This is a genomic window from Paenibacillus sp. RUD330 (assembly GCF_002243345.2).
Lineage (GTDB): Bacteria > Bacillota > Bacilli > Paenibacillales > Paenibacillaceae > Paenibacillus_O.
Window position 1 is genome coordinate 2,086,604 of record NZ_CP022655.2, and the last position, 18,645, is coordinate 2,105,248.

An 18,645-nucleotide genomic window follows, 5' to 3' on the forward strand; every position below is an offset into this window, starting at 1 on the left:
TCAATAATTCCGGTGTCAAGAACTCTTGAAAGTATAGCATGGACGGTCGGCAAGGTCGCATTGTTTTCGGCTTCGGCACTGGATTTTAGGGTTTCGGGATGGTAAAGTTATTTTGGAGGTTTACCATGGGGAATCGTTATTTCCGTACGGACAGCCGGCTCGGAATCCCGCTTCCGTCGCTGGACAGGCAGTGGGAGGAATACGAGGCCGGCGAACAGCTGCTCATCATCGAGCAGTGGGAGCTGATCCGCGGCCGCATACCGGATCTGGTCATGGCTTTCGAGGACAGGATCCGGGACAAGCAGCGGATGCTCGAGGAAGAGGATGACTTCAGCCATTCGTGCTTCCTGAACAGCGAGATCGCCGAGCTTGCTAGCCGGATCAACGATCTGCATATCTGGTACCGCGTCAATCAGGAGATTGAACTGCGGCGCCATTCCTAAGCAAATTCGGGAGGCGCCATACATGAGCGAACGAACATTGACAGCCGGCAAAGCGCCGGCAGAGCCTTTGCGCCTGATGTACCGGGTGTACAAATACGCGCTTCCGGACGTCGCGGCGGAGCTTGAGAGCCTCAGGCAGCGCGCCGAGCGCATCCCCGATCCCGAGCTCCGGACGCAGGCTCTGAGCAGCATGAAGGAAAAAAGATTCCATTGCCAGGGAGGCTCCGTATACGCGATCGCGGATCCGGCTTCCCGCAAGGTCCTCATACCGCTGATCGTCGCGCTGCAGACGATCAGCGACTATCTGGACAACTTATGCGACCGCAGCACATCTCTGGATGCGGATGATTTCCGGCTGCTGCACCGCTCGATGCTGGATGCCGTCGACCCCGACGCGGAGCTGACGGATTATTATGCGCTGCGGGCGGAGCGTGACGACGGCGGTTATCTGCATCATCTGGTGCGCACCTGCCAGCGCCAGGCGGCCATGCTGCCCGGCTATGCCGCCGCACAGCCGGAAGTATCCCGGCTGGTCGGCCTCTACGGCGATCTGCAGGTGTACAAGCATATCGCCAAGGATTTGCGGGAAGCGAAGCTGCTGGCGTGGTGGGAGCTGCATCGGCGGGAGTATCCCGAGCTCCGGTGGAACGAATTCGCCGCGGCGACGGGCTCGACCCTCGGCATGTTCACGCTGTTCGCCGCCGCTCTGGATCCGGCTCTGACGCCGGATAGAGCGGTGGAGGTCAGAAGGGCTTATTTCCCCCATGTATGCGGGCTTCATATTCTTCTGGATTACTTGATCGACCAGGAGGAGGATCGCGAGGGCGGAGATCTCAACTTCTGCAACTACTACAGCAGCACGGCCGAGGCTGCCCAGCGGATCGGAGAGATCGTCCGGAGGGCCCGCGAGGATATCCGCAGGCTGCCGGAGCCCGGCTTCCACCGGATGATCGTTGAAGGGCTTCTGGCTCTTTATTTGTCCGACCCCAAGGTCAGCGGCCAGCAGGATGTCCGCAGCGTATCCCGGAAGCTGATGAGGCGCAGCCCGCTGACCCGCTTGTTCTTTTTCATGAACAGCGTGGTCATCCGCCGCATCCGCGCCTAATTCGAAGCTGTAAGCTATTTTTTTTAAATAAATATGCGTCATTGGAGGATTTACACATGTCAGCTGTTAAATCGATTGCTGTTCTGACCAGCGGCGGGGATTCCCAGGGAATGAACGCTGCCGTGCGCGCCGTGGTGCGCAGCGCCCTGTACTACGGACTGGATGTATATGGCGTCCAGAGAGGCTACCAAGGCTTGATCAACGATGACATCCGTCCCATGGACCTGCGAAGCGTCGGCGATATCATCCAGCGCGGAGGCACGGTGCTGCAGACGGCCCGCTGCAAGGAGTTCCTGACTCCGGAAGGTCAGCAAAAGGGTGCTGACGTCCTGCGGGAGCGGGGCATCGACGGACTTATCGTCATCGGCGGGGACGGATCCTACCAAGGGGCGAACAAGCTGAGCAAGCTCGGCATCAAGACGATGGCGTTGCCGGGCACGATCGACAACGATATCGCATATACGGATTTCACCATCGGATTCGACACGGCCGTCAGCATCGTCGTGGATGCCATCAACAAGCTGCGCGATACGATGACCTCGCATGAGCGCTCGTCCATCGTCGAAGTCATGGGCCGCCATTGCGGCGATATCGCTCTCTATGCCGGTCTGGCGAGCGGAGCGGAGACGATCATCGTTCCCGAGGTCGAGTACGATCTGGACGAGGTGTCCCGCCGGATGCAGGACAACTTCAAGCACGGCAAGCGCCACAGCATCATCGTGGTCGCCGAAGGCGCGGGCAAGGGCGAGAATGTCGCCCAGCATATCACGGACTGCTGCGGCATCGAGCCGCGCACGACCGTGCTGGGCCATATCCAGCGCGGCGGGGCGCCGACCCACAACGACCGCATCCTTGCGAGCCAGCTCGGGGATTTTGCCGTGCGCCAGCTGATGGAAGGCCATTCGGCCAAGTCCTGCGGCATCATCAAAGGCGAGCTGACCGCGACCGACATCGATCTTGTCGTCAACACGAAGAAGCCGTTCAATATGGAGCTGTACAACCTGGCTCTCCGCTTGTCCCAATAAGAAGCCGCATCATTCAAGAGCCAAGCCCTGTCCGGCGGCCCCAAGCCGCAGCGGCAGGGCTTTCTGGCAAGCCGTGCGCTTCGTTGGCCCATAACGACGACATCCCTCAAGGAGGAATCACCTATGTTCCTGTATAAGATCGAGATTCAGCTTGAGCAAGGGCAGGCGCATCTGATCGTGCTCGCCGCGACAGACGAAAAGGCGTTCTCCTACGTGGAGAGCCATGTGCAGCGGCATTTCCTGAAGGTTCCCGAGATGACCTCCATCGCGATCGTGGAGAAGAAAAGGACGGAGCCGGGCAACGGTTATGTGATCGAAGGCTGACATGTGGAATGAAAAAGGTCAGCAGCCTCAATGAGGCTGCTGACCTTTTTTCTGATGGAGCGAAGCGATCGCCGCTTCCTCCGGATGGTTGGGAATGAGTCCGGTTATTTGAAATTGGCGCTTTCCGTATAGCTGTTGCCTGCATTCCAGAGCAGATACTCCTCGACGCCGGTATCGTGAAGCGCCTTGATCTGGGCCTCCACTTCGGTTTTGCCGTACTTGATGTAATGGCCTTTGCCTAGCCAGCTGGCGGTGAAGTCCTGAATCCATGGCCGGATGACAGGCTTGTAGCTGCCGATCGGATCCAGCTTCTTGTGCGTGTCGACCATGGAGCCCTTGATGACCTGGTAGGGACTCATGTCCGGGTTGGAGGCGCCGAACCAGCCGGTGGAATAATGGCTCGGATAGACCATCGGGCTGATTACGTCGACATACTTGGAAATCTTCACGAAATCCTGGCCGATGCCTTCCGCTGCCGGAACAGAGGCGGCGTATCCGAAGATGTCGACCGATACCCGGACGTTGAGAGGGGCGAGCTGCTCTCTGGCGTACTTGACGAATCCGGCGACCGCATCGACGCGGCTGATGTCGGTCTTCTCATACTTGAGCGTGTCGGCTTTCTTCTCGAAGCCTTCGGGGAAGCGGACGTAATCGAACTGGATCTCCTTGAAGCCGAGCTTGGCGGCTTCCTTGGCGACCGCGATATTATAGTCCCATACTTCCTTGGAATAAGGATTGACGAAGGCATCGCCCTTGCCGTTCTTCCAAAGCGTGCCGTCCGGCCGGACGTAGCTCAGCTCGTGATGCTTCTCGGCGAGCACCGTATCCTTGAACACGACGATCCGGGCGATCGGATAGACGTCATGCTCCTTGAGCTGGGACATCAGGGAAGGCATGTCCTTGATGTATTTCTTGGCGGTGCCGAGCTTGAGCAGCTCGGCGTTGTCCGTCGGGTAAGTCAAGTAGCCGTTGTCGTCCTTGATGTCGATGACCATGCTGTTGAGATCCGTTTTGTCGAGAAGGTTCAGCAGCTTCGGAAGCCGTGCTCCGCCTGCGCTGTGGGCGGTCACGTAGATGCCTTTGACGGCGGGGGAGTCCGGCTGCGGATCCTTCTTGACGAAGTCGGCTCCGCCGGCATCCGGCGCCTGCACTTCTTTGGCCGGAACGGCCATGACCTCCTTGCCTGCGGCGGCATTGAGGTAGGTGGCCATCATCCCATGGGATGCGTCTGCCTGCTGGCCGGTTCCTCCGGAGAGGAGCTGCATGAGGAGCAGCAGCGTCGAGTAAACCATTTCCATTCTATTCTCTCCCTATGTACTCTTCTCTTGAGATTATAAAACAGAATGGGGATGGCTGACACAAGAAATTTCATGCAAGTTGTTGAATAGGGACGAATGGTGTCTATCCGCAACCGTATTGGAGCTTGGGGTTGCATTTGTAAATTCGCGCAACCAAAAAACCCGCCTCGAGGAGAGGCGGGCAGCCAGGCGCATTCGGAACGGGATGTTCCTATTCCTCGGGCTTTCGCCTTGGGAGGCGAAGCCTGCAGGCAGGGCCGGGCATTTAATGCAAAAGCGTTTGTTTCTGGTATTCACAAATGCTTTGCTGGACGATTTCCATTGCATCGGCCGGTTCCAGAACCGAAAATCCGTCCCGCAGGACGATTTTGAGGCCAAGCTCATGCTCCGTGAGGAAGGAATGAAGCTCAGGCGCCAATTTTTCCACAATCCTCGACAGTTTGACCGTTTCCATATCCACCTTGCATCACCCTTTCTCATCGATGTGTTCAGGGCAGAACGCTGGGCATGAAACATGAACTACGGGATAGGGTCAGTATACCATCTCAAGGCCGCCATTCAAAGGGAAGCGGAGAGAAATCCGCTGCTGCCCCCAGAACATCCGTTCAATTCCCATTGCGCCTGAAATCGCCGAGAATGCCGACCGTCTCCACGATATTGACGAAAGCCTTGGGATCGAGCTTGCGCACCATCCGTTTCAGCTCGTCCAGCTCGTAGCGGGTCGTGACGGTCATCAGCATGTCGTTTTCCTCGGAGGTGAACGCTCCCCGTGTACGGATGACGGTGACTCCCCGGGGCCGCGCAAGCATCTGCTGGAGCATGTCCTCCGTGCGCTTGGTGATGATGAACACGGTTACTTTGAGATGGCGGATATGGACGATATCCACGATTTTCCCGGCGGTAAAAATCGAAATGAGCGAATATAAAGCGATTTCGGCGTTGCGGGTGAACGCGACGAGAATGACGATCACAAGGCCGTTGAGAAGAAAGATCAACATCCCGACGGGAAGATCGCGGGTGCGGCTGACGATGGAGGCGATGACGTCGAATCCCCCGGAGGAGCCTCCGGCCCGCAGGCATAGTCCGGTTCCGAAGCCGAGGACGATGCCGCCGAACACCGATCCGAGCAGAATATCCCGGGCGAGCATCTCGACGGGGACCAGCTGCATGAAGAGGGAGGCGGCAGCGACCGAATAGGCGCTCCAGCCGACGAACCGCTTGCCGAGCGTGAACCATCCCCACACCAGCACCGGAATGTTGAGCACAAGGTAGAGCCAGCCGATGTTGCTGTTCGTCAAATAGCCAATCATCATGGAGATCCCGGAAATGCCGCCGCTCAGCAGCTGATGGGGAATGAGCAGCAGATTGAACGCCGCGGCGATCATCAGCGAGCCCGCTGTGACGGAAAGCCAGGACAAAGCGCCACGCATTGGTTTCATGAGGACCTCCGATCGGAATGGCATTGAATAGCCTGGGGAGCGAAGCGGAAAGCTATTTGGCATGTCCCCCCTAGTATGGCTTTGCATGCGGCTGGTATTCATGCATGTCTTTGTGCTATACTAAACAGGATATTTTTGAAGCGAGCTTTACAAAGAGAAGGAGTTTGGATAAGATTTGAAAACATTTGCTGAATTTGGCCTCGACCCTAAGGTGTTGCAGGCAATTACAGAGCTTGGGTTCGAGGAATCCACGCCTATTCAAGACAAGTCCATTCCGATCGCGATGAGCGGCAGCGATATGATTGGCCAAGCACAGACCGGTACAGGCAAGACAGCGGCGTTCGGTATTCCGCTGATCAACAAGATTCCATCCAGCGAAGAACGCATCGTGGCTCTGATCATGACGCCGACCCGCGAGCTGGCCATCCAGGTGGCCGAAGAAATCGGCAAGCTCTCCCGCTTCAAGGGAACCCGTTCCCTTCCTATCTACGGCGGTCAGGAAATCGGACGCCAGATCCGCGCTCTGAAGAAGCGCCCGCAAATCATTATCGGTACTCCAGGACGTCTTCTTGACCATATCAACCGCAAGACGATCAAGCTGGACGATGTCCAGACCGTCGTCCTCGACGAGGCGGATGAAATGCTGGACATGGGCTTCATGGAAGACATCACGTCGATTTTGAGCCTCGTGCCTGAAGAGCGCCAGACGATGCTCTTCTCCGCGACGATGCCTCCGAACATCCAGCGTCTTGCCCAGCAGTTCCTCAAAAATCCGGAGCATGTATCCGTCATTCCGAAGCAAGTCAGCGCGCCGCTGATCGCCCAGGCCTACATCGAGGTCCACGAGCGCCAGAAATTCGACGCCTTGAGCCGCCTGCTCGATATGGAAAGCCCTGAGCTCGCCATCATCTTCGGACGCACGAAGCGCCGGGTAGACGAGCTGAGCGAAGCTCTGCAGAAGCGCGGCTATTCCGCGGACGGACTGCACGGCGACCTGTCCCAGAACCAGCGCGACAACGTCATGCGCAAGTTCCGCGACGGCAGCATCGACGTCCTCGTGGCGACGGACGTTGCGGCACGCGGTCTCGACGTATCGGGCGTAACGCATGTCATCAACTTCGACCTTCCGCAGGATCCGGAGAGCTACGTCCACCGGATCGGCCGTACCGGCCGTGCAGGCAAGGAAGGAACGGCATGGAGCTTCGTGACGCCGCGCGAGACGGACCACCTTCACTTCATCGAGAAGGTTACCCGCCAGCGCATCTCGAAGAAGCCGGTGCCTAGCCTTGCAGAGGCAATCGAAGGCAAGCAGCGCATTACAGCCGAGCGCATCCTTGAAATCGCGCAAAGCGAGAGCTTCCAGGAATACAAAGGCATTGCGATCCAGCTTCTGGAGCAGTACGATTCCGTCAATCTGCTCGCCTCGGCGATCAAGCTGATCACTGGCGAGAAGAAGGATGTCAACGTCGAGCTTACTCCTGAAGATCCGATCCGCGCCAAAAAGCGCCGTCCGGACGTCCGCTCCAGCGGCCGCCGGTTCTCCGGCAGCGGTTATGGCGGCGGCGGCAGCCGCAGCGGCAGCACGGGCGGCAGCGGTCCTCGCGGACGCAGCAGCTACGGCAGCGGCGGCGGCAGCAGCTACGGCGGCAACCGCAGCAGCAGCAGCCGTGACGGCTACAAGCCAAGAACGGAAGGCAGCCGCGGTTATGAAGGCCGCAGCTATGAGAATCGCAGCAGCAGCAGCGAAACGCGCCGTCCGACGGAAGGTTGATTTTCAAAATGAAAGCCGGGAAATCCGAATGCGGATTTCCCGGCTTTTTCATTTCGGCTTCCACTAAGGAAACGCCCGCAGCCGCCAAGGCTGCGGACGTTCGTTCTCATTTCATCTAATTCATTTCGATGCCCCATGTTTGCCCTGATTCCATTTCGGGATGGATGCCGGCAGCGGTCCTTGCCTGGCGGCAAGGATTCCCGTAGTCCGCAGCGGCAGCCCGCCGCCGATTAGTACCAGAATGCGCGAGCGATGATGACAAGCAGAATGAACAGGACCAGAATCGCGCCAATGCCGTAACCGCCGAAGCCGTAACCGCCGCAACCGCCGTAACCGCCGTAACCGCCTCCGATTCCTCCGTAAGCTGCGCCCATGTGAAGCACCTCCTGTGTAGTTGATAGGGTGAAGATGATACACATTATTCCGGTACGGCTGCCACGGGAAGGACGTTAGCCCTCCCGTCAAAAAGTTGGGCTTATGGGCTCGGCTGAGTTATAATGGAAAAGCAGATGTTCAAGCTTGCTTCTAGGGGGTCCGCTTATGGAAATGAGAGGAATTATGGGAGGGTTCTACCGCATCTCGGAATGGATCATGAGACTTGCGGTGACGAATATTCTCTGGATCGTATGTTCGCTGCCTTTCGCGTTTTTTGTATTCACGGCATTCTTGTCGACCGGCCTGGAAGAGAACGCGATGAGCATGTTTTACTGGTGGCTGGTCATGGGACTGGTCGTAGCTCCGTTCACGCTGTTCCCGGCTACATCCGCCATGTTCGGAGTCGCCCGCAAATGGGTGATGGGGGATCTTGACGTCCCGCTCTTCCGGACCTACTTCCGCCATTACAAAGAAAATTATGTTCAGAGCATGATCGGCGGAATCGTGTATGCGCTCATATTCGGCATCATGATCGTGGACTTCAAGTATTTCCAAGGCAATTCGAGCCTTCAGCTGGTGTCCTATGTCTTTTTGGGCCTGATTCTGCTGCTCGGGATCTCGCTGTTCAACTTCTTCTCCATGGTCGTCCATTACCATATGAAGACGTTCCAGCTGCTCAAGAACGCGGTGCTCATCACGATCGGAAGGCCGCTCCGCTCGTTCTCGACGGCAATTGTAAGCGGATTTATCATCTATATCAGCTTTTCGACGAAGCTCACTTGGCTGATTCCATTCTTCATGGGCAGCATCATCGCTTATTTCGCATTCTGGAATTTCTACCTGACGTACCAGAAAATCCAGGCTCAGACGGAAGCGAGGAACAAGGAAGCCGAAGAAGACGCCTTGGAGGCTGAGCTGAGCGAGGATACCAAGAAATAACGGCCTTTTTAAGCCTCGGCGATTTTACTTTTGTTTCGACAAAGCTTATAATAGCTATACATCCTGCGGTGCTCGTTATGGCTTAACGTGTTTTGAACCAATGGCTGTTTCACGGGAGTTCAACATCGGCGGGCGGCTGACATGCCTTCATTTTATGGAGGATCTCAAAACCCTGTCTGAGGACACCCACCTGCGAGAGCGGGTTCAGAAACAAGCAAGCCAGACGGCACTGCGGGACTATAATTTTAGAGTTCTTCCATGACTCTGACTGCTGTCAGGGCCTTTTTTTTGCAGGGGTATACATATAGATGCCGGAGGGGGAGACCATCACTTGCTGAAACGTACGTTTATCGGACTGCTCCGCAGCTTCGAACAAACAGGCGACAAGGCCAAGGATCCGCAGCTCAAATCCCATTATTACAAGCTATCGAAGGACAAAGCCTGGGAAGAAGTGTTGTCCACGCTCAAGAAGATGCAAGGATACAAGGTTCTTCATGACGTGCAGTCCGTAGGGGAGATCGTGCTTGAAAAGAGAACGGTTACAGGCAGGACGATGGATATCACGGTGTCGGTCATCGGCGTCGGCCCGGTAACATCGGCGGTGGATATTTATTCGGCTTCCCGCGGATCGCTTGGAGATCTCGGGGCCAATTACCGCATTATCCTGGACATTTACCGTACGCTCGACAAGAAGCTGTCCGCCTTCAAGACGACTCAGGCTTGAACATAAAAAAAGCGAGCGAAGGAGTTCATCCTTGCTCGCTTTTCTCTATCGCGGAAGCGGCCTATTGCAGGGCGCGAACCGCTTCAACCGCTGCCTCGTAGTTCGGGTGCTCGGTCATTTCGCCGAGAACCTCGACGTATTGGATCGTGTTGTCGGCATCCAGCACGAAGATCGAGCGCATGTCGAGAGCGAATTCCTTGATCAAGACGCCGTAAGCTTGTCCGAACTCGTTGCCTTTGTAATCGGACAGCAGGGTCACCTGATCGATGCCGGCCGCTCCGCACCAGCGGGCTTGGGCGAAGGGAAGGTCGGCGCTGACGGTCAGCACGGCCACGTTGCTGCCGAGCTTGGCGGCTTCTTCGTTGAAGCGGCGGGTCTGGGCGTCGCATACGCCCGTATCGATGGAAGGAACAACGCTGATGAGCTTGATCTTGCCGGCATAATCAGCGAGGGATACGTTCTCGACGAGAGATTTGTTCAGGGAAAAGTCCGGCGCCTTGTCGCCCTTTTTGAGCTCAGGACCAACGAGCGTGATCGGATTTCCTTTGAAAGCCGCTTGACGTTCTTGTGCCATGGGGAATTCCTCCTTCAACAATGCTTGGGATAGGAAATGCTAGACCATTATAATCGTTCGCTAACCGTGTTGTCCAATCGGCTAAGGAGGAGACGCCTTAATGATATTCCTGCGCTACGAAAGCTTCCGGGGCTACTTGAAGTCCTATCCGGTCACATCGGTGCTGATCGCGCTCAATATCCTCATGTACATCGGCCAGATGGCGAGCGGAGGGATGAACACCGGAACGCTGACCAGCCGGTTTTTATTCTTTCAAAGCCCGCTGGACCCCTACGGTCTTGAAGAGCCGTGGCGCTATGTGACGTCGATGTTCGTCCACGGGGGGCTGCAGCATCTGTTGTTCAACATGTTCGCCCTGCTCGTGTTCGCCCCTCCGCTGGAGAGGCTGCTCGGTTCCGTCAGGTACCTGATCCTGTATCTGCTCAGCGGCGTTGCAGGCAACCTGATCGGCGCGGTCATCGTAACGGGCACTCAGCTGTCTCTGGGAGCTTCCGGGGCGATCTACGGCGTATACGGGGCTTACCTGTTCATCGCGCTGCTGCGCAAGGGCATGATGGACAAAAGCTCCGAGCAGACGGTATACATCATTCTGCTGTTCGGAGTCGTTTATTCCGTCATCAATGTCGGCGTTGACCTGTGGGCGCATGTGGGCGGCGCAATCGGCGGCTTCCTCCTGTACGGACTGATGGACAAAAGGGAAAGATACCGCAAGGACCGCTATCGGCGGTAGCAGGGATCCATACGTATGGAAATTCCCTGAATGAGCAGACAAAAAAAGGCGTCCCAGATTTTCTGGGACGCCTTTTCACCTGTCCGGGAAGGTTAATCGCGGTTCGAGGAAGTGAAGATCATGATATACTTCACGAGCTCCAGCAAGGAAATCAGCGCCGCTGCCACATATGTGAGGGCGGCTGCGTTGAGGACCTTGGCGACGCCGCGCTCTTCTTCGTTGCTGATGAATCCTTCGGATACCATCAGCTCGCGCGCGCGGTTGCTGGCATTGAACTCGACGGGCAGCGTGATGAGCTGGAATGCGACCGCTACCGAGAAGAAGACGATGCCGGCGCCGATAAGGCCCGTGGCGGAGAACAGAAAGCCTGCGATCAACAGGAACGGCGCAATGCCGGAAGCGAAGTTCACGACCGGGAAGATCCGGTGGCGCAGAACCAGCATCGGGTAGCTCTGCTGATGCTGGATGGCATGGCCGACTTCGTGGCAGGCGACGGAGATGGCCGATATGGAGCTCTCGTAGTAAACCGGCTCCGACAGTCTGACGACGCGATGAATCGGGTCGTAGTGGTCGCTGAGGCGTCCTGGGACCGGTTCGATCGGCACATCGTGGAGGCCGTTGGCATCCAGCATGCGCCTGGCGGCCTCATAGCCTGTCATGCCGCTCATGGCAGGAACTTCAGCCCAGCGGTTGAACGTGCCCTTGACTCGGAACTGAGCCCAGATCGAGAGGCCGAAGGCGATCAGAATCAAGAAGTCCATCGGATGAAAAAACATAGTATCCCTCCATGCTGCATGGTTTGCGTTGGCTTACATGAAATTGCCTTTGTTCAGAATCAGCATCAGCGCCTCGATGCAGGCGGCCGTCTGCGGAATCAGCCGGTTGAAAGCCTGGTTGGCCTGCTTGGGCTTGAGATTCTGGATAACGGGCTCAAGCTCCTTCACTTCACGCTCAAGCTGGCTGAGATGAAGCTGCAGATCACTCAGCTTCTGCGTGACTTGAGACACGGACGAGACTTTGTTCCAGCTGTCCAGCGCCTGCTTAATTTCATCCAACGTATATTTGTCTTTCTTCATTTGTTCTATACGCTTCAGCCGTTCCAAGGTTTCAATGCTGTAGAGACGATAATTCCCCTCGGAACGCGTCTCGGGGCTGATCAGGCCCAGCTTCGTATAATAATCGATCGTCCGCGCGCTGACGCTGGCCTGGCGGGACAATTCTCCGATCTTCAGCAGGTTCTCGCCCATTCTCCTCCACCATCCTTATAAACCCTAACGCTCTCTATTAAAAACTATGATAATCGCTAAGGAACGATGCCGTCAAACAAACGGACTCCAAACGGCCTATATTTTAATGGAAGCGATTGCAGAAAACCTGACATGGACGGCCGGCGATCCCATTCAGGCTCCTGGAGAAGACGCAAAAAGATGTGGACATGCCCCAAGAACTGCGAAAGATTCAAGACGGATGGCTTGAATTGGAGGCCAAACCGGTTAAAAAACATAACATCCGTTACGATTAGATAGGGGAATGTCGGATATCCTTTGCGTTTTTATTCATTTGTATATTGTCAAACCAGGTACTTCTGACTATAATGGCATTAAGTCTTTCAAAACGTGTCAGAGAACATTACATTGGGGAGTGGTCGTTGTGGTCAAAAAAAGCTTGATATCTCTCGTTGCCTTGCTGGTCCTGTTCCCGGCAATGGCATTCGCGGAAGATCCTTCCGCCGGAACGCTCAACATGGGACTTAACGCCCTCTGGGTCATGCTGGCCGCCATTCTGGTCCTGCTCATGCAGGGCGGATTCATCCTTCTGGAAACCGGCTCGACCCGCATGAAGAATGCCGGACATGTCGCCGGCAAGACGATCTTTACCGTAGGCCTTTGTTCCCTGATCTACTGGGCCGTAGGGTACGGCATCGCATTCGGCGGCGACGGCAATTCGTTCATAGGATGGGGAGACTTCTTCTTGAACCCGGCCAAGGCCTCGGTCGACAACGGCCTTCCGACGACAATCTTCTTCATGTTCCAGCTTGCATTCGCGGCTGTATCGCTTTCCATCGCATGGGGCGGCTTCGCTGAGCGCGCCAAGCTCTCCGTATACTTGATCTTCACGGTTCTGTTCACAGCCCTCATCTATCCCGTTGTCTCCCACTGGATCTGGGGCGGCGGCTTCCTTGCCAAGGACGGCGCGCAGGACTTCGCCGGCTCGACCGTCGTCCACCTGACGGGCGCACTGGCCGCTTTCGCGGGCACCGTGCTGCTGAAGCCCCGCATCGGCAAATTCAACAAAGACGGCTCGGCCAACGAAATTCTCGGCCATAACCAAGTGTTCACGGCGCTGTCCGTCCTGATCCTCTGGGTCGGCTGGTTCGGCTTCAACGCCGGCAGCACGGTCGCTATCGGCGACGGATTCTTCGGATACGTCGCGTTCAACACCCAGCTCGGAGCGGCCGGCGGCGCTGTCGCAGCCCTGCTCATCTCCTGGGCGGTCATGGGCAAGGCCGACATCGGCACGACGCTGAACGGGGCTCTCGCGGGACTGGTCGCCATCACCGCATCCTGTGCCTTCGTCGACCCTTGGGCGGCTGTCGTGATCGGCCTCGTCGCCGGCGTGCTTGTCTTCTTCAGCGCCCGTTTCTTCGAGAAGATCAAAGTCGACGATCCGATCTTCGCCATGTCCGTTCACGGCGCCGCCGGCATCTGGGGCACGCTCGCCAACGGCATTTTCGCCACGCAGGAACTGGCTGACAAAGTCGCGGTGGGCCGCGGAGGCCTCATCGACACCGGTTCCTGGCATCAGCTATGGGTTCAGCTGGAATCGGTCGTCATCTGCGGCGCATACGTTCTCGTCGTCAGCTTCGTGCTCCTCGGCATCATGAAGTTCGTCATGGGGCTTCGGGTTACGGAAGAGCAGGAGATCGCCGGCCTTGACCTCAGCGAGCACGGCAACTACGGCTATCCGGAGCAGCTGAAGAAAGCAAGCCAGAATATCCAAGCTTGATCCCGATCGGCTTCATGGTATGCTGATAGCAAGAGGGGAGAGAGCCGAATGACGGATTTGGGATGGCAGCAGCTGCTGCAAAGCATAAGCAATGCGGACAATGCCGCAGGCTTGCGCCGAATCCGCGAATCTGTCCATGATATCATGATCAGCCGGCTGCCTCAGCAACAAACGGAACCATTCTACGGCGAGCTCAATGATGTGCATGATGCCATGGTCAGGCGCTGCATCGGGCTCGCTCAAAAGGAACTGGCACGGCTCGGGAAAGGCAATCCCCCCGTGCCTTTTGCGTATCTTTTGTTCGGCAGCGGGGGCAGGATGGAACAGACCCTGCTCAGCGATCAGGATAGCGGGATGATCTACGCGGATCCGCAGAACGAGGCGGATGCCGTTCATTGCAGGGAATATTTCGAGCTTTTGGGAAAAGAAACGGTCCAATTGCTGTTGAAGGCCGGCTACCCTCTGTGCGAGGGCAATGTGCTCAGCAGCAATCCGGACTGGTGCAGCTCCGCCTCGGTATGGAAGGCGCGGCTGGGAGAATGGTTCAGGGAGCCGGCGTGGGAAGCGGTCCGGTACCTGCTGATCGTCGCGGACAGCCGCTGCGTGCACGGCAGCGCCGAGCTGCACGCCGACATGATGAGCCATTTCTACGGCGATATCCTCGATTCCCCGCTGATCGTGAGGAGGATGCTGGACAATACGATGAAGCACAAGGTGCTGCTCAACGTATTCGGCCAGCTGCTCAAGGAGCAGTACGGAGCGGATGCGGGCAGTCTGGATATCAAGTACGGGGCTTACATTCCGATGGTCAACGCGGTAAGGATGCTGGCCATCGAAGCCAATCTTCGCGAGACTTCCACCCTCGGGAGGATCCGGCTTCTGGAGCAGGGAGGCGTCATCACCGCCGAAGACGCCAGGGAGTGGATGCAGACGTTCCGCTTGTTCATGAGGCTTCGAATGATGACGACGGAGAAGCTCGAGGGAGGACAGTTCTCCACGAACGGCAAGCTGTCTGCCCGGAAGCTGAGCAAAGAAATGGCTGAGGAACTGAAAAGCGGCCTCAAGCTCGGGAAAAAGCTGCAGCGGCGTGTGTACAGGCACACGATGGGCAGGCTTTGACAAGAGCGGGAGGGAGATTGGAATGAAGGAAACCAAAGGCGTGAACCGGATGTGGCAGCTCTACAAGATGGGCGGCGTTACGCCGGCAATCGCCTCCATGCTCGGAGCGCAGAACGCGCAGCAGATGGCATTCATGCGTTCGATGAACAAGGATCTGCGCAAGCAGGCCATGCTCGACACTCCTTTCGACGAGATGGAGACCATCGTTTTCGATCTGGAGACGACGGGCTTCTACCCTTACAACGGGGACGAGATCATCAGCTTCGGAGCTTTGCTGCTCAAGGGCGGGGTTGTGCAGGAGGATAAGTTCTTCTACAGCCTGGTCAATCCGAAACGAAAGGTTCCTCTCCACATTACCGAGCTGACCGGCATCACGAGCGGAATGGCCGAAGAAGCTCCCGATCTCCTCGATGTCCTGCACAGCTTCATGGAATTCTGCGGCAGAAGGCTGCTCATCGCGCATGGAAGCGGCCATGACAAGCAGTTCCTCAATGCCGCTCTCTGGCGGACCTCGAAGGTGAACCTGTCGCATCGCGTGCTCGATACGATGATGGTCGCCAAGTGGCTGAACCCAGGCAGGGAAGCCTACGGGCTCGACGAGCTGCTGGAAGAGGAAGGCATCGCGGTCACGCAGAGGCATCACGCGCTCGAGGATTGCAGGATGCAGGCCCAGCTGTGGCTCAAATACCTGGACAGAATCCGCTCCCGCAACATCAAGACGCTCGGGGATCTATATGCGTACCTCAGCCAGCATTAGCTTGCGAAGTCCCGCTTGGGACGGCCTGAACGCCGCGATATCCGGCCGTTCCGCCATCAGCGAAACGATCCACATGACGAGCCCTCCGGCGCTGCCGGAGGGCTCGTCCGCGCCGGAGCAAGTCCAGAGGGGATGGGACCTGTCGAGGTCCGACGGGAATGCGGGAGTTCTGGGATGGGAATGATAGATGCCGGCGGCATCCAATCCTTCCCGGCGCATGCGATAGAAGAGCGCAACCCACCGCTCCGGTCCGAAGGCGTAGCGGCTCCCGGAGTCGGCATGCCCGTTCGGGACGGGCAGGACGGCCGTTACGATCCGCAGAGGATCGTCCAAGCGGCAAGCGGCGATGCCGCAGCATTCTTCGAGTGGAGAAGCCAGGCAGCTTCCGAGCATGGCTTCAAGGGCATCCGGCGTTATCCGCGCGATGGAGGACATGATGATCACCTCTTGGGTTCGTGTATCGTCGCTGACTGCATGCGCCAAGTTGAGCGCCAAGTCCATTCATGATAACATGACGGTACCAATGTCTAACAGAGAATGAAGGTAGGTCGCGCTATGAAACGGACAGGCATCATCGTCGTATTGGCTTGCGCCGCGGTATTGCTCGGCGGCTGGATGTGGCAGAGCGGTTCTCTCTCCTCGCTGACGACCACGGGCGACCCGGCGTCCAAGCCCAAGGCCGGATATGAGGCTCCCGCATTCACGCTGACGGGTTTGGACGAACGTCCTTACTCCGTCGGCGGACCGCGGGAGAAGCCGGTTTTGATTAACTTCTGGGCTTCCTGGTGCGGTCCATGCGACCTCGAAGCGCCGGATCTTCAAGCCTTGTATGAAAAATACGGCGACAGAATCGATTTTTACGGCATCAATGCGACCAGCTACGACCGTGAACGCGATGCGCGCAAGTTCGTCGACGAGAAAAAGCTGACCTTCCCGATTCCGATGGACCGCGACGGAGAGGTCGCCAAGCTGTACAAAGTGAACAATTTTCCGACTTCGCTGCTGATCGGTCCGGACGGCAAAGTGCTGGAGCGGATACCGGGAGTCATCCCCCGCGAGGAGTGGGAGAAGAAGCTGTCCGACCTGGTTGCGGGCGTAGCTTCCTGACGTTCTTCCGGCTGTCCCATGAACGCGCCGCCGAGGAGCGCCGGCAGGAAAGCGTTTGGCGCTAAGACATGAATTTGTGGGGGATGCGCAGGAATAGCCCGGCCAGATGGCCGGGCTGTTCCTGTCTGCTGCAAGAGCCCAGAAGAGGCCTGGCAGCCTGCAATGCAGCCGAGCTCCGTCCGCATTGCAGGCCCATCCACTGGAGCGGCCCTCGTCCGCAAGAACGGCCCGCCTACAGGCAAGCTCAGTGGTTGATGACGCCTTGGCGGGGCGAATGGTCTTCGCCGACGGCGGGCTCGACCTTGGTCATGCCGAGCAGGGCGTAGCGCAGGCTGTCCAGCAGGGCTTCCCAGCTTGCCTCAATGACGTTGCCGGATACGCCGACCGTATTCCAGCTGCTCGTGGAGTCGCTGGATTCGATCAAGACGCGGACCTTGGCTGCGGTCGTATCCTTCTCGTCGAGCACGCGGACCTTGTAGTCGGCGAGATGGATGTCGTTGATGCGCGGGAAGAACGGCAGCAGAGCCTTGCGGAGCGCATTGTCGAGCGCGTTGACGGGGCCGTTGCCCTCGGCGGCGGTGTAGACGGACTCGTCGCCGACCCGCAGCTTCACGATGGCTTCGGTGACCATACCATGGGCTGCTTTTTCCAGCAGGATCTTGAAGGAATCCACCGTGAAAATCTCGTCCAAGCCGCCGAACGCATCGCGAAGCAGCAGCTCCATGCTCGCCTCCGCACCTTCGAACTGATAGCCCTGATGCTCCAGATCCTTGATCCGGTCGATGATGGATTTCGTTTTCTCGTTGTTCGCGCTGACATCCAAGCCCATCTCCTGGGCTTTGGAGATGACGTTGCTTTGGCCGGCGAGCTCCGAGACGAGGATGCGCTGCTTGTTGCCGACGAGCTCGGGAGAGATGTGCTCGTACGTCTTGGAGTCCTTCAGAATGGCGGAGACGTGGATGCCTCCTTTGTGGGCGAAGGCGGCATTGCCGACATAAGGCTGCCCGACAGGCATGCTGACGTTGGCGATCTCGCTGATGTAACGCGCCGTAGGAGTGAGCAGCTTCAGATTCGCTTCTTCGATGCAGGAGTAGCCGAGCTTGAGCTGCAGGCTCGGGATGATGCTGCATAGATTGGCGTTGCCGCAGCGCTCGCCGTAACCGTTGATCGTGCCTTGAACCTGGAGCGCCCCTGCCTGCACGGCGGCCAGCGTGTTGGCCACGGCCAGCTCGCAGTCGTTATGGGTGTGGATGCCGAGCGGAGCACTCAGCTCCGAAGCGATGCGGGAGACGATGCCGCCGACCTCTCCTGGAAGCGTGCCGCCGTTGGTGTCGCACATGACGAGCCAGTCGGCTCCGGCTTCCTGGGCTGTCCTCAGCACGGCAAGGGCGTACTCCGGGTTGTTCTTGTAGCCGTCGAAGAAATGCTCCGCGTCGAAGACGGCTTCAAGCCCTCTCTGCTTCAGGAAGGCGATGGAGTCATGAATCATGGAGAGATTCTCCTCCAGCGTCGTGCCAAGCGCGGTGTGGACATGGAAATCCCAGGATTTCCCGACGAGAGTCGCCGCCTGAACGCCTGATTCAGCGATCCGGAGCAAGCCGGCATCCTGATCGGCGACGGCATTTTTGCGGCGCGTGCTGCCGAACGCCGTGATTTTGGCGCGAAGCCCGAGCTTTTGCACCCGCTGGAAAAATTCGATGTCCTTGCTGTTGCTTCCAGGATTGCCGCCTTCGATATAATGAACCCCCAGCTCGTCCAGCTTGCGGGCGATTTTGAGCTTGTCGTCGGCGGAAAGGCTGATGCCTTCCCCCTGGGTCCCGTCGCGCAGGGTGGTGTCAAAGATGGAGATGGCTTGGTTCATACCGGAAGTGCCCCCTTTAATGTCTTAACCCAGCAATGTGTGAAAGCA

General features: G+C 57.6%; 20 protein-coding genes, 1 other RNA gene and 2 pseudogenes. 13 read left to right on the forward strand and 10 right to left on the reverse strand.

Going from position 1 to position 18,645, the window contains the following annotated elements:
- Positions 1–125 precede the first annotated feature (125 nt).
- The 4 genes from CIC07_RS09330 to CIC07_RS09345 all read left to right on the forward strand — a co-directional run bounded on the left by CIC07_RS09330 (position 126) and on the right by CIC07_RS09345 (position 2,897).
- Positions 126–443, forward strand: coding sequence for a hypothetical protein (locus CIC07_RS09330; protein ID WP_076358165.1), 318 nt, complete (start codon positions 126–128; stop codon positions 441–443).
- Positions 444–465: 22 nt separating this feature from the next.
- Positions 466–1,548 (forward strand): tetraprenyl-beta-curcumene synthase family protein, encoded by a 1,083-nt coding sequence (locus CIC07_RS09335; RefSeq protein WP_076358164.1) that lies wholly within the window; start codon positions 466–468, stop codon positions 1,546–1,548.
- A gap of 56 nt (positions 1,549–1,604) precedes the next feature.
- Positions 1,605–2,573 carry a 6-phosphofructokinase gene (gene pfkA / locus CIC07_RS09340; protein ID WP_048748577.1) on the forward strand — a complete coding sequence of 323 codons (969 nt, stop codon included), beginning with the start codon at positions 1,605–1,607 and terminating at the stop codon, positions 2,571–2,573.
- Positions 2,574–2,696: 123 nt separating this feature from the next.
- Positions 2,697–2,897, forward strand: coding sequence for a DUF3906 family protein (locus CIC07_RS09345; RefSeq protein ID WP_021881691.1), 201 nt, complete (start codon positions 2,697–2,699; stop codon positions 2,895–2,897).
- A 104-nt stretch (positions 2,898–3,001) separates the two neighbouring features.
- Here the strand turns inward: CIC07_RS09345 and CIC07_RS09350 are convergent, their stop codons facing one another.
- The 3 genes from CIC07_RS09350 to CIC07_RS09360 all read right to left on the reverse strand — a co-directional run bounded on the left by CIC07_RS09350 (position 3,002) and on the right by CIC07_RS09360 (position 5,634).
- Complete coding sequence (locus CIC07_RS09350) at positions 3,002–4,195, reverse strand: putative glycoside hydrolase (RefSeq protein WP_076358163.1); 1,194 nt, start codon at positions 4,193–4,195, stop codon at positions 3,002–3,004.
- A 265-nt stretch (positions 4,196–4,460) separates the two neighbouring features.
- Positions 4,461–4,649: a hypothetical protein gene (locus CIC07_RS09355; protein ID WP_174806358.1), complete on the reverse strand. Its 189-nt coding sequence runs from the start codon at positions 4,647–4,649 to the stop codon at positions 4,461–4,463.
- A 151-nt stretch (positions 4,650–4,800) separates the two neighbouring features.
- Positions 4,801–5,634 carry a YitT family protein gene (locus CIC07_RS09360; RefSeq protein ID WP_083688360.1) on the reverse strand — a complete coding sequence of 278 codons (834 nt, stop codon included), beginning with the start codon at positions 5,632–5,634 and terminating at the stop codon, positions 4,801–4,803.
- A 175-nt stretch (positions 5,635–5,809) separates the two neighbouring features.
- Between CIC07_RS09360 and cshA the strand changes: the two genes are divergently transcribed.
- On the forward strand, positions 5,810–7,405 hold the full coding sequence (gene cshA, locus CIC07_RS09365; protein ID WP_076358161.1) for a degradosome RNA helicase CshA: 1,596 nt from the start codon (positions 5,810–5,812) through the stop codon (positions 7,403–7,405).
- A 230-nt stretch (positions 7,406–7,635) separates the two neighbouring features.
- Here cshA and CIC07_RS09370 read toward each other — a convergent pair whose 3' ends face one another.
- Complete coding sequence (locus CIC07_RS09370) at positions 7,636–7,779, reverse strand: sporulation protein YjcZ (protein WP_076358160.1); 144 nt, start codon at positions 7,777–7,779, stop codon at positions 7,636–7,638.
- Positions 7,780–7,945: 166 nt separating this feature from the next.
- Here CIC07_RS09370 and CIC07_RS09375 point away from each other — a divergent pair, with 166 nt between their 5' ends.
- The 3 genes and pseudogenes from CIC07_RS09375 to CIC07_RS09385 all read left to right on the forward strand — a co-directional run.
- On the forward strand, positions 7,946–8,719 hold the full coding sequence (locus CIC07_RS09375; protein ID WP_076358159.1) for a YesL family protein: 774 nt from the start codon (positions 7,946–7,948) through the stop codon (positions 8,717–8,719).
- Positions 8,720–8,776: 57 nt separating this feature from the next.
- A non-coding RNA gene (gene ssrS / locus CIC07_RS09380) (6S RNA) lies at positions 8,777–8,961 on the forward strand.
- Positions 8,962–9,050: 89 nt separating this feature from the next.
- Positions 9,051–9,341: pseudogene (locus tag CIC07_RS09385) on the forward strand (DUF1499 domain-containing protein); the annotation flags it as partial.
- Between the two features lie 29 nt (positions 9,342–9,370).
- Here the strand turns inward: CIC07_RS09385 and CIC07_RS25835 are convergent.
- Together CIC07_RS25835 and tpx are read right to left on the reverse strand one after the other, a co-directional pair.
- A pseudogene (locus CIC07_RS25835) lies at positions 9,371–9,409 on the reverse strand (hypothetical protein).
- A gap of 95 nt (positions 9,410–9,504) precedes the next feature.
- Complete coding sequence (gene tpx / locus CIC07_RS09390) at positions 9,505–10,017, reverse strand: thiol peroxidase (RefSeq protein WP_048744925.1); 513 nt, start codon at positions 10,015–10,017, stop codon at positions 9,505–9,507.
- 100 nt (positions 10,018–10,117) lie between these two features.
- Between tpx and CIC07_RS09395 the strand changes: the two genes are divergently transcribed.
- On the forward strand, positions 10,118–10,747 hold the full coding sequence (locus CIC07_RS09395; protein ID WP_076358158.1) for a rhomboid family intramembrane serine protease: 630 nt from the start codon (positions 10,118–10,120) through the stop codon (positions 10,745–10,747).
- Positions 10,748–10,839: 92 nt separating this feature from the next.
- Here the strand turns inward: CIC07_RS09395 and CIC07_RS09400 are convergent, their stop codons facing one another.
- Together CIC07_RS09400 and CIC07_RS09405 are read right to left on the reverse strand one after the other, a co-directional pair.
- A complete protein-coding gene (locus CIC07_RS09400; RefSeq protein WP_076358157.1) occupies positions 10,840–11,523 on the reverse strand; it encodes a zinc metallopeptidase in 684 nt (227 codons plus the stop codon).
- Between the two features lie 33 nt (positions 11,524–11,556).
- Positions 11,557–11,994, reverse strand: a complete 438-nt coding sequence (locus CIC07_RS09405) for a helix-turn-helix domain-containing protein (protein ID WP_076358156.1) — start codon at positions 11,992–11,994, stop codon at positions 11,557–11,559.
- A 457-nt stretch (positions 11,995–12,451) separates the two neighbouring features.
- Between CIC07_RS09405 and CIC07_RS09410 the strand changes: the two genes are divergently transcribed.
- From CIC07_RS09410 to CIC07_RS09420, 3 genes are read left to right on the forward strand one after another with little or no spacing between them, the layout of a single operon-like run.
- Positions 12,452–13,753: an ammonium transporter gene (locus CIC07_RS09410; protein ID WP_094248379.1), complete on the forward strand. Its 1,302-nt coding sequence runs from the start codon at positions 12,452–12,454 to the stop codon at positions 13,751–13,753.
- 48 nt (positions 13,754–13,801) lie between these two features.
- Positions 13,802–14,872 (forward strand): DUF294 nucleotidyltransferase-like domain-containing protein, encoded by a 1,071-nt coding sequence (locus tag CIC07_RS09415; protein WP_076358154.1) that lies wholly within the window; start codon positions 13,802–13,804, stop codon positions 14,870–14,872.
- Positions 14,873–14,894: 22 nt separating this feature from the next.
- Positions 14,895–15,629 carry an exonuclease domain-containing protein gene (locus CIC07_RS09420; RefSeq protein WP_076358153.1) on the forward strand — a complete coding sequence of 245 codons (735 nt, stop codon included), beginning with the start codon at positions 14,895–14,897 and terminating at the stop codon, positions 15,627–15,629.
- Here CIC07_RS09420 and CIC07_RS09425 read toward each other — a convergent pair.
- Positions 15,603–16,064 carry a M67 family metallopeptidase gene (locus tag CIC07_RS09425; RefSeq protein WP_076358152.1) on the reverse strand — a complete coding sequence of 154 codons (462 nt, stop codon included), beginning with the start codon at positions 16,062–16,064 and terminating at the stop codon, positions 15,603–15,605. The two genes, CIC07_RS09420 and CIC07_RS09425, sit on opposite strands and share 27 nt — an antisense overlap.
- 120 nt (positions 16,065–16,184) lie before the next feature.
- Here CIC07_RS09425 and CIC07_RS09430 point away from each other — a divergent pair, with 120 nt between their 5' ends.
- A complete protein-coding gene (locus CIC07_RS09430) occupies positions 16,185–16,736 on the forward strand; it encodes a TlpA family protein disulfide reductase (protein ID WP_076358151.1) in 552 nt (183 codons plus the stop codon).
- A 244-nt stretch (positions 16,737–16,980) separates the two neighbouring features.
- On the opposite strand, the gene cimA is transcribed toward CIC07_RS09430, so the two are convergent.
- The gene (gene cimA, locus CIC07_RS09435) at positions 16,981–18,597 is read right to left on the reverse strand and encodes a citramalate synthase (protein WP_076358150.1); all 1,617 of its coding nucleotides are present in this window, start codon (positions 18,595–18,597) and stop codon (positions 16,981–16,983) included.
- Positions 18,598–18,645: the final 48 nt, after the last annotated feature.

Coding starts and splice junctions, on each gene's coding strand:
- CIC07_RS09420 (WP_076358153.1), top strand. CDS start 14,895: ATGAAGGAAACCAAAGGCGTGAACCGGATGTGGCAGCTCTACAAGATG.
- CIC07_RS09425 (WP_076358152.1), bottom strand. CDS start 16,064: ATGTCCTCCATCGCGCGGATAACGCCGGATGCCCTTGAAGCCATGCTC.
- CIC07_RS09395 (WP_076358158.1), top strand. CDS start 10,118: ATGATATTCCTGCGCTACGAAAGCTTCCGGGGCTACTTGAAGTCCTAT.
- cimA (WP_076358150.1), bottom strand. CDS start 18,597: ATGAACCAAGCCATCTCCATCTTTGACACCACCCTGCGCGACGGGACC.
- CIC07_RS09360 (WP_083688360.1), bottom strand. CDS start 5,634: ATGAAACCAATGCGTGGCGCTTTGTCCTGGCTTTCCGTCACAGCGGGC.
- tpx (WP_048744925.1), bottom strand. CDS start 10,017: ATGGCACAAGAACGTCAAGCGGCTTTCAAAGGAAATCCGATCACGCTC.
- CIC07_RS09355 (WP_174806358.1), bottom strand. CDS start 4,649: ATGGAAACGGTCAAACTGTCGAGGATTGTGGAAAAATTGGCGCCTGAG.
- CIC07_RS09335 (WP_076358164.1), top strand. CDS start 466: ATGAGCGAACGAACATTGACAGCCGGCAAAGCGCCGGCAGAGCCTTTG.
- pfkA (WP_048748577.1), top strand. CDS start 1,605: ATGTCAGCTGTTAAATCGATTGCTGTTCTGACCAGCGGCGGGGATTCC.
- CIC07_RS09350 (WP_076358163.1), bottom strand. CDS start 4,195: ATGGAAATGGTTTACTCGACGCTGCTGCTCCTCATGCAGCTCCTCTCC.
- CIC07_RS09345 (WP_021881691.1), top strand. CDS start 2,697: ATGTTCCTGTATAAGATCGAGATTCAGCTTGAGCAAGGGCAGGCGCAT.
- CIC07_RS09415 (WP_076358154.1), top strand. CDS start 13,802: ATGACGGATTTGGGATGGCAGCAGCTGCTGCAAAGCATAAGCAATGCG.
- CIC07_RS09375 (WP_076358159.1), top strand. CDS start 7,946: ATGGAAATGAGAGGAATTATGGGAGGGTTCTACCGCATCTCGGAATGG.
- CIC07_RS09410 (WP_094248379.1), top strand. CDS start 12,452: ATGGCATTCGCGGAAGATCCTTCCGCCGGAACGCTCAACATGGGACTT.
- CIC07_RS09400 (WP_076358157.1), bottom strand. CDS start 11,523: ATGTTTTTTCATCCGATGGACTTCTTGATTCTGATCGCCTTCGGCCTC.
- CIC07_RS09330 (WP_076358165.1), top strand. CDS start 126: ATGGGGAATCGTTATTTCCGTACGGACAGCCGGCTCGGAATCCCGCTT.
- CIC07_RS09430 (WP_076358151.1), top strand. CDS start 16,185: ATGAAACGGACAGGCATCATCGTCGTATTGGCTTGCGCCGCGGTATTG.
- CIC07_RS09405 (WP_076358156.1), bottom strand. CDS start 11,994: ATGGGCGAGAACCTGCTGAAGATCGGAGAATTGTCCCGCCAGGCCAGC.
- CIC07_RS09370 (WP_076358160.1), bottom strand. CDS start 7,779: ATGGGCGCAGCTTACGGAGGAATCGGAGGCGGTTACGGCGGTTACGGC.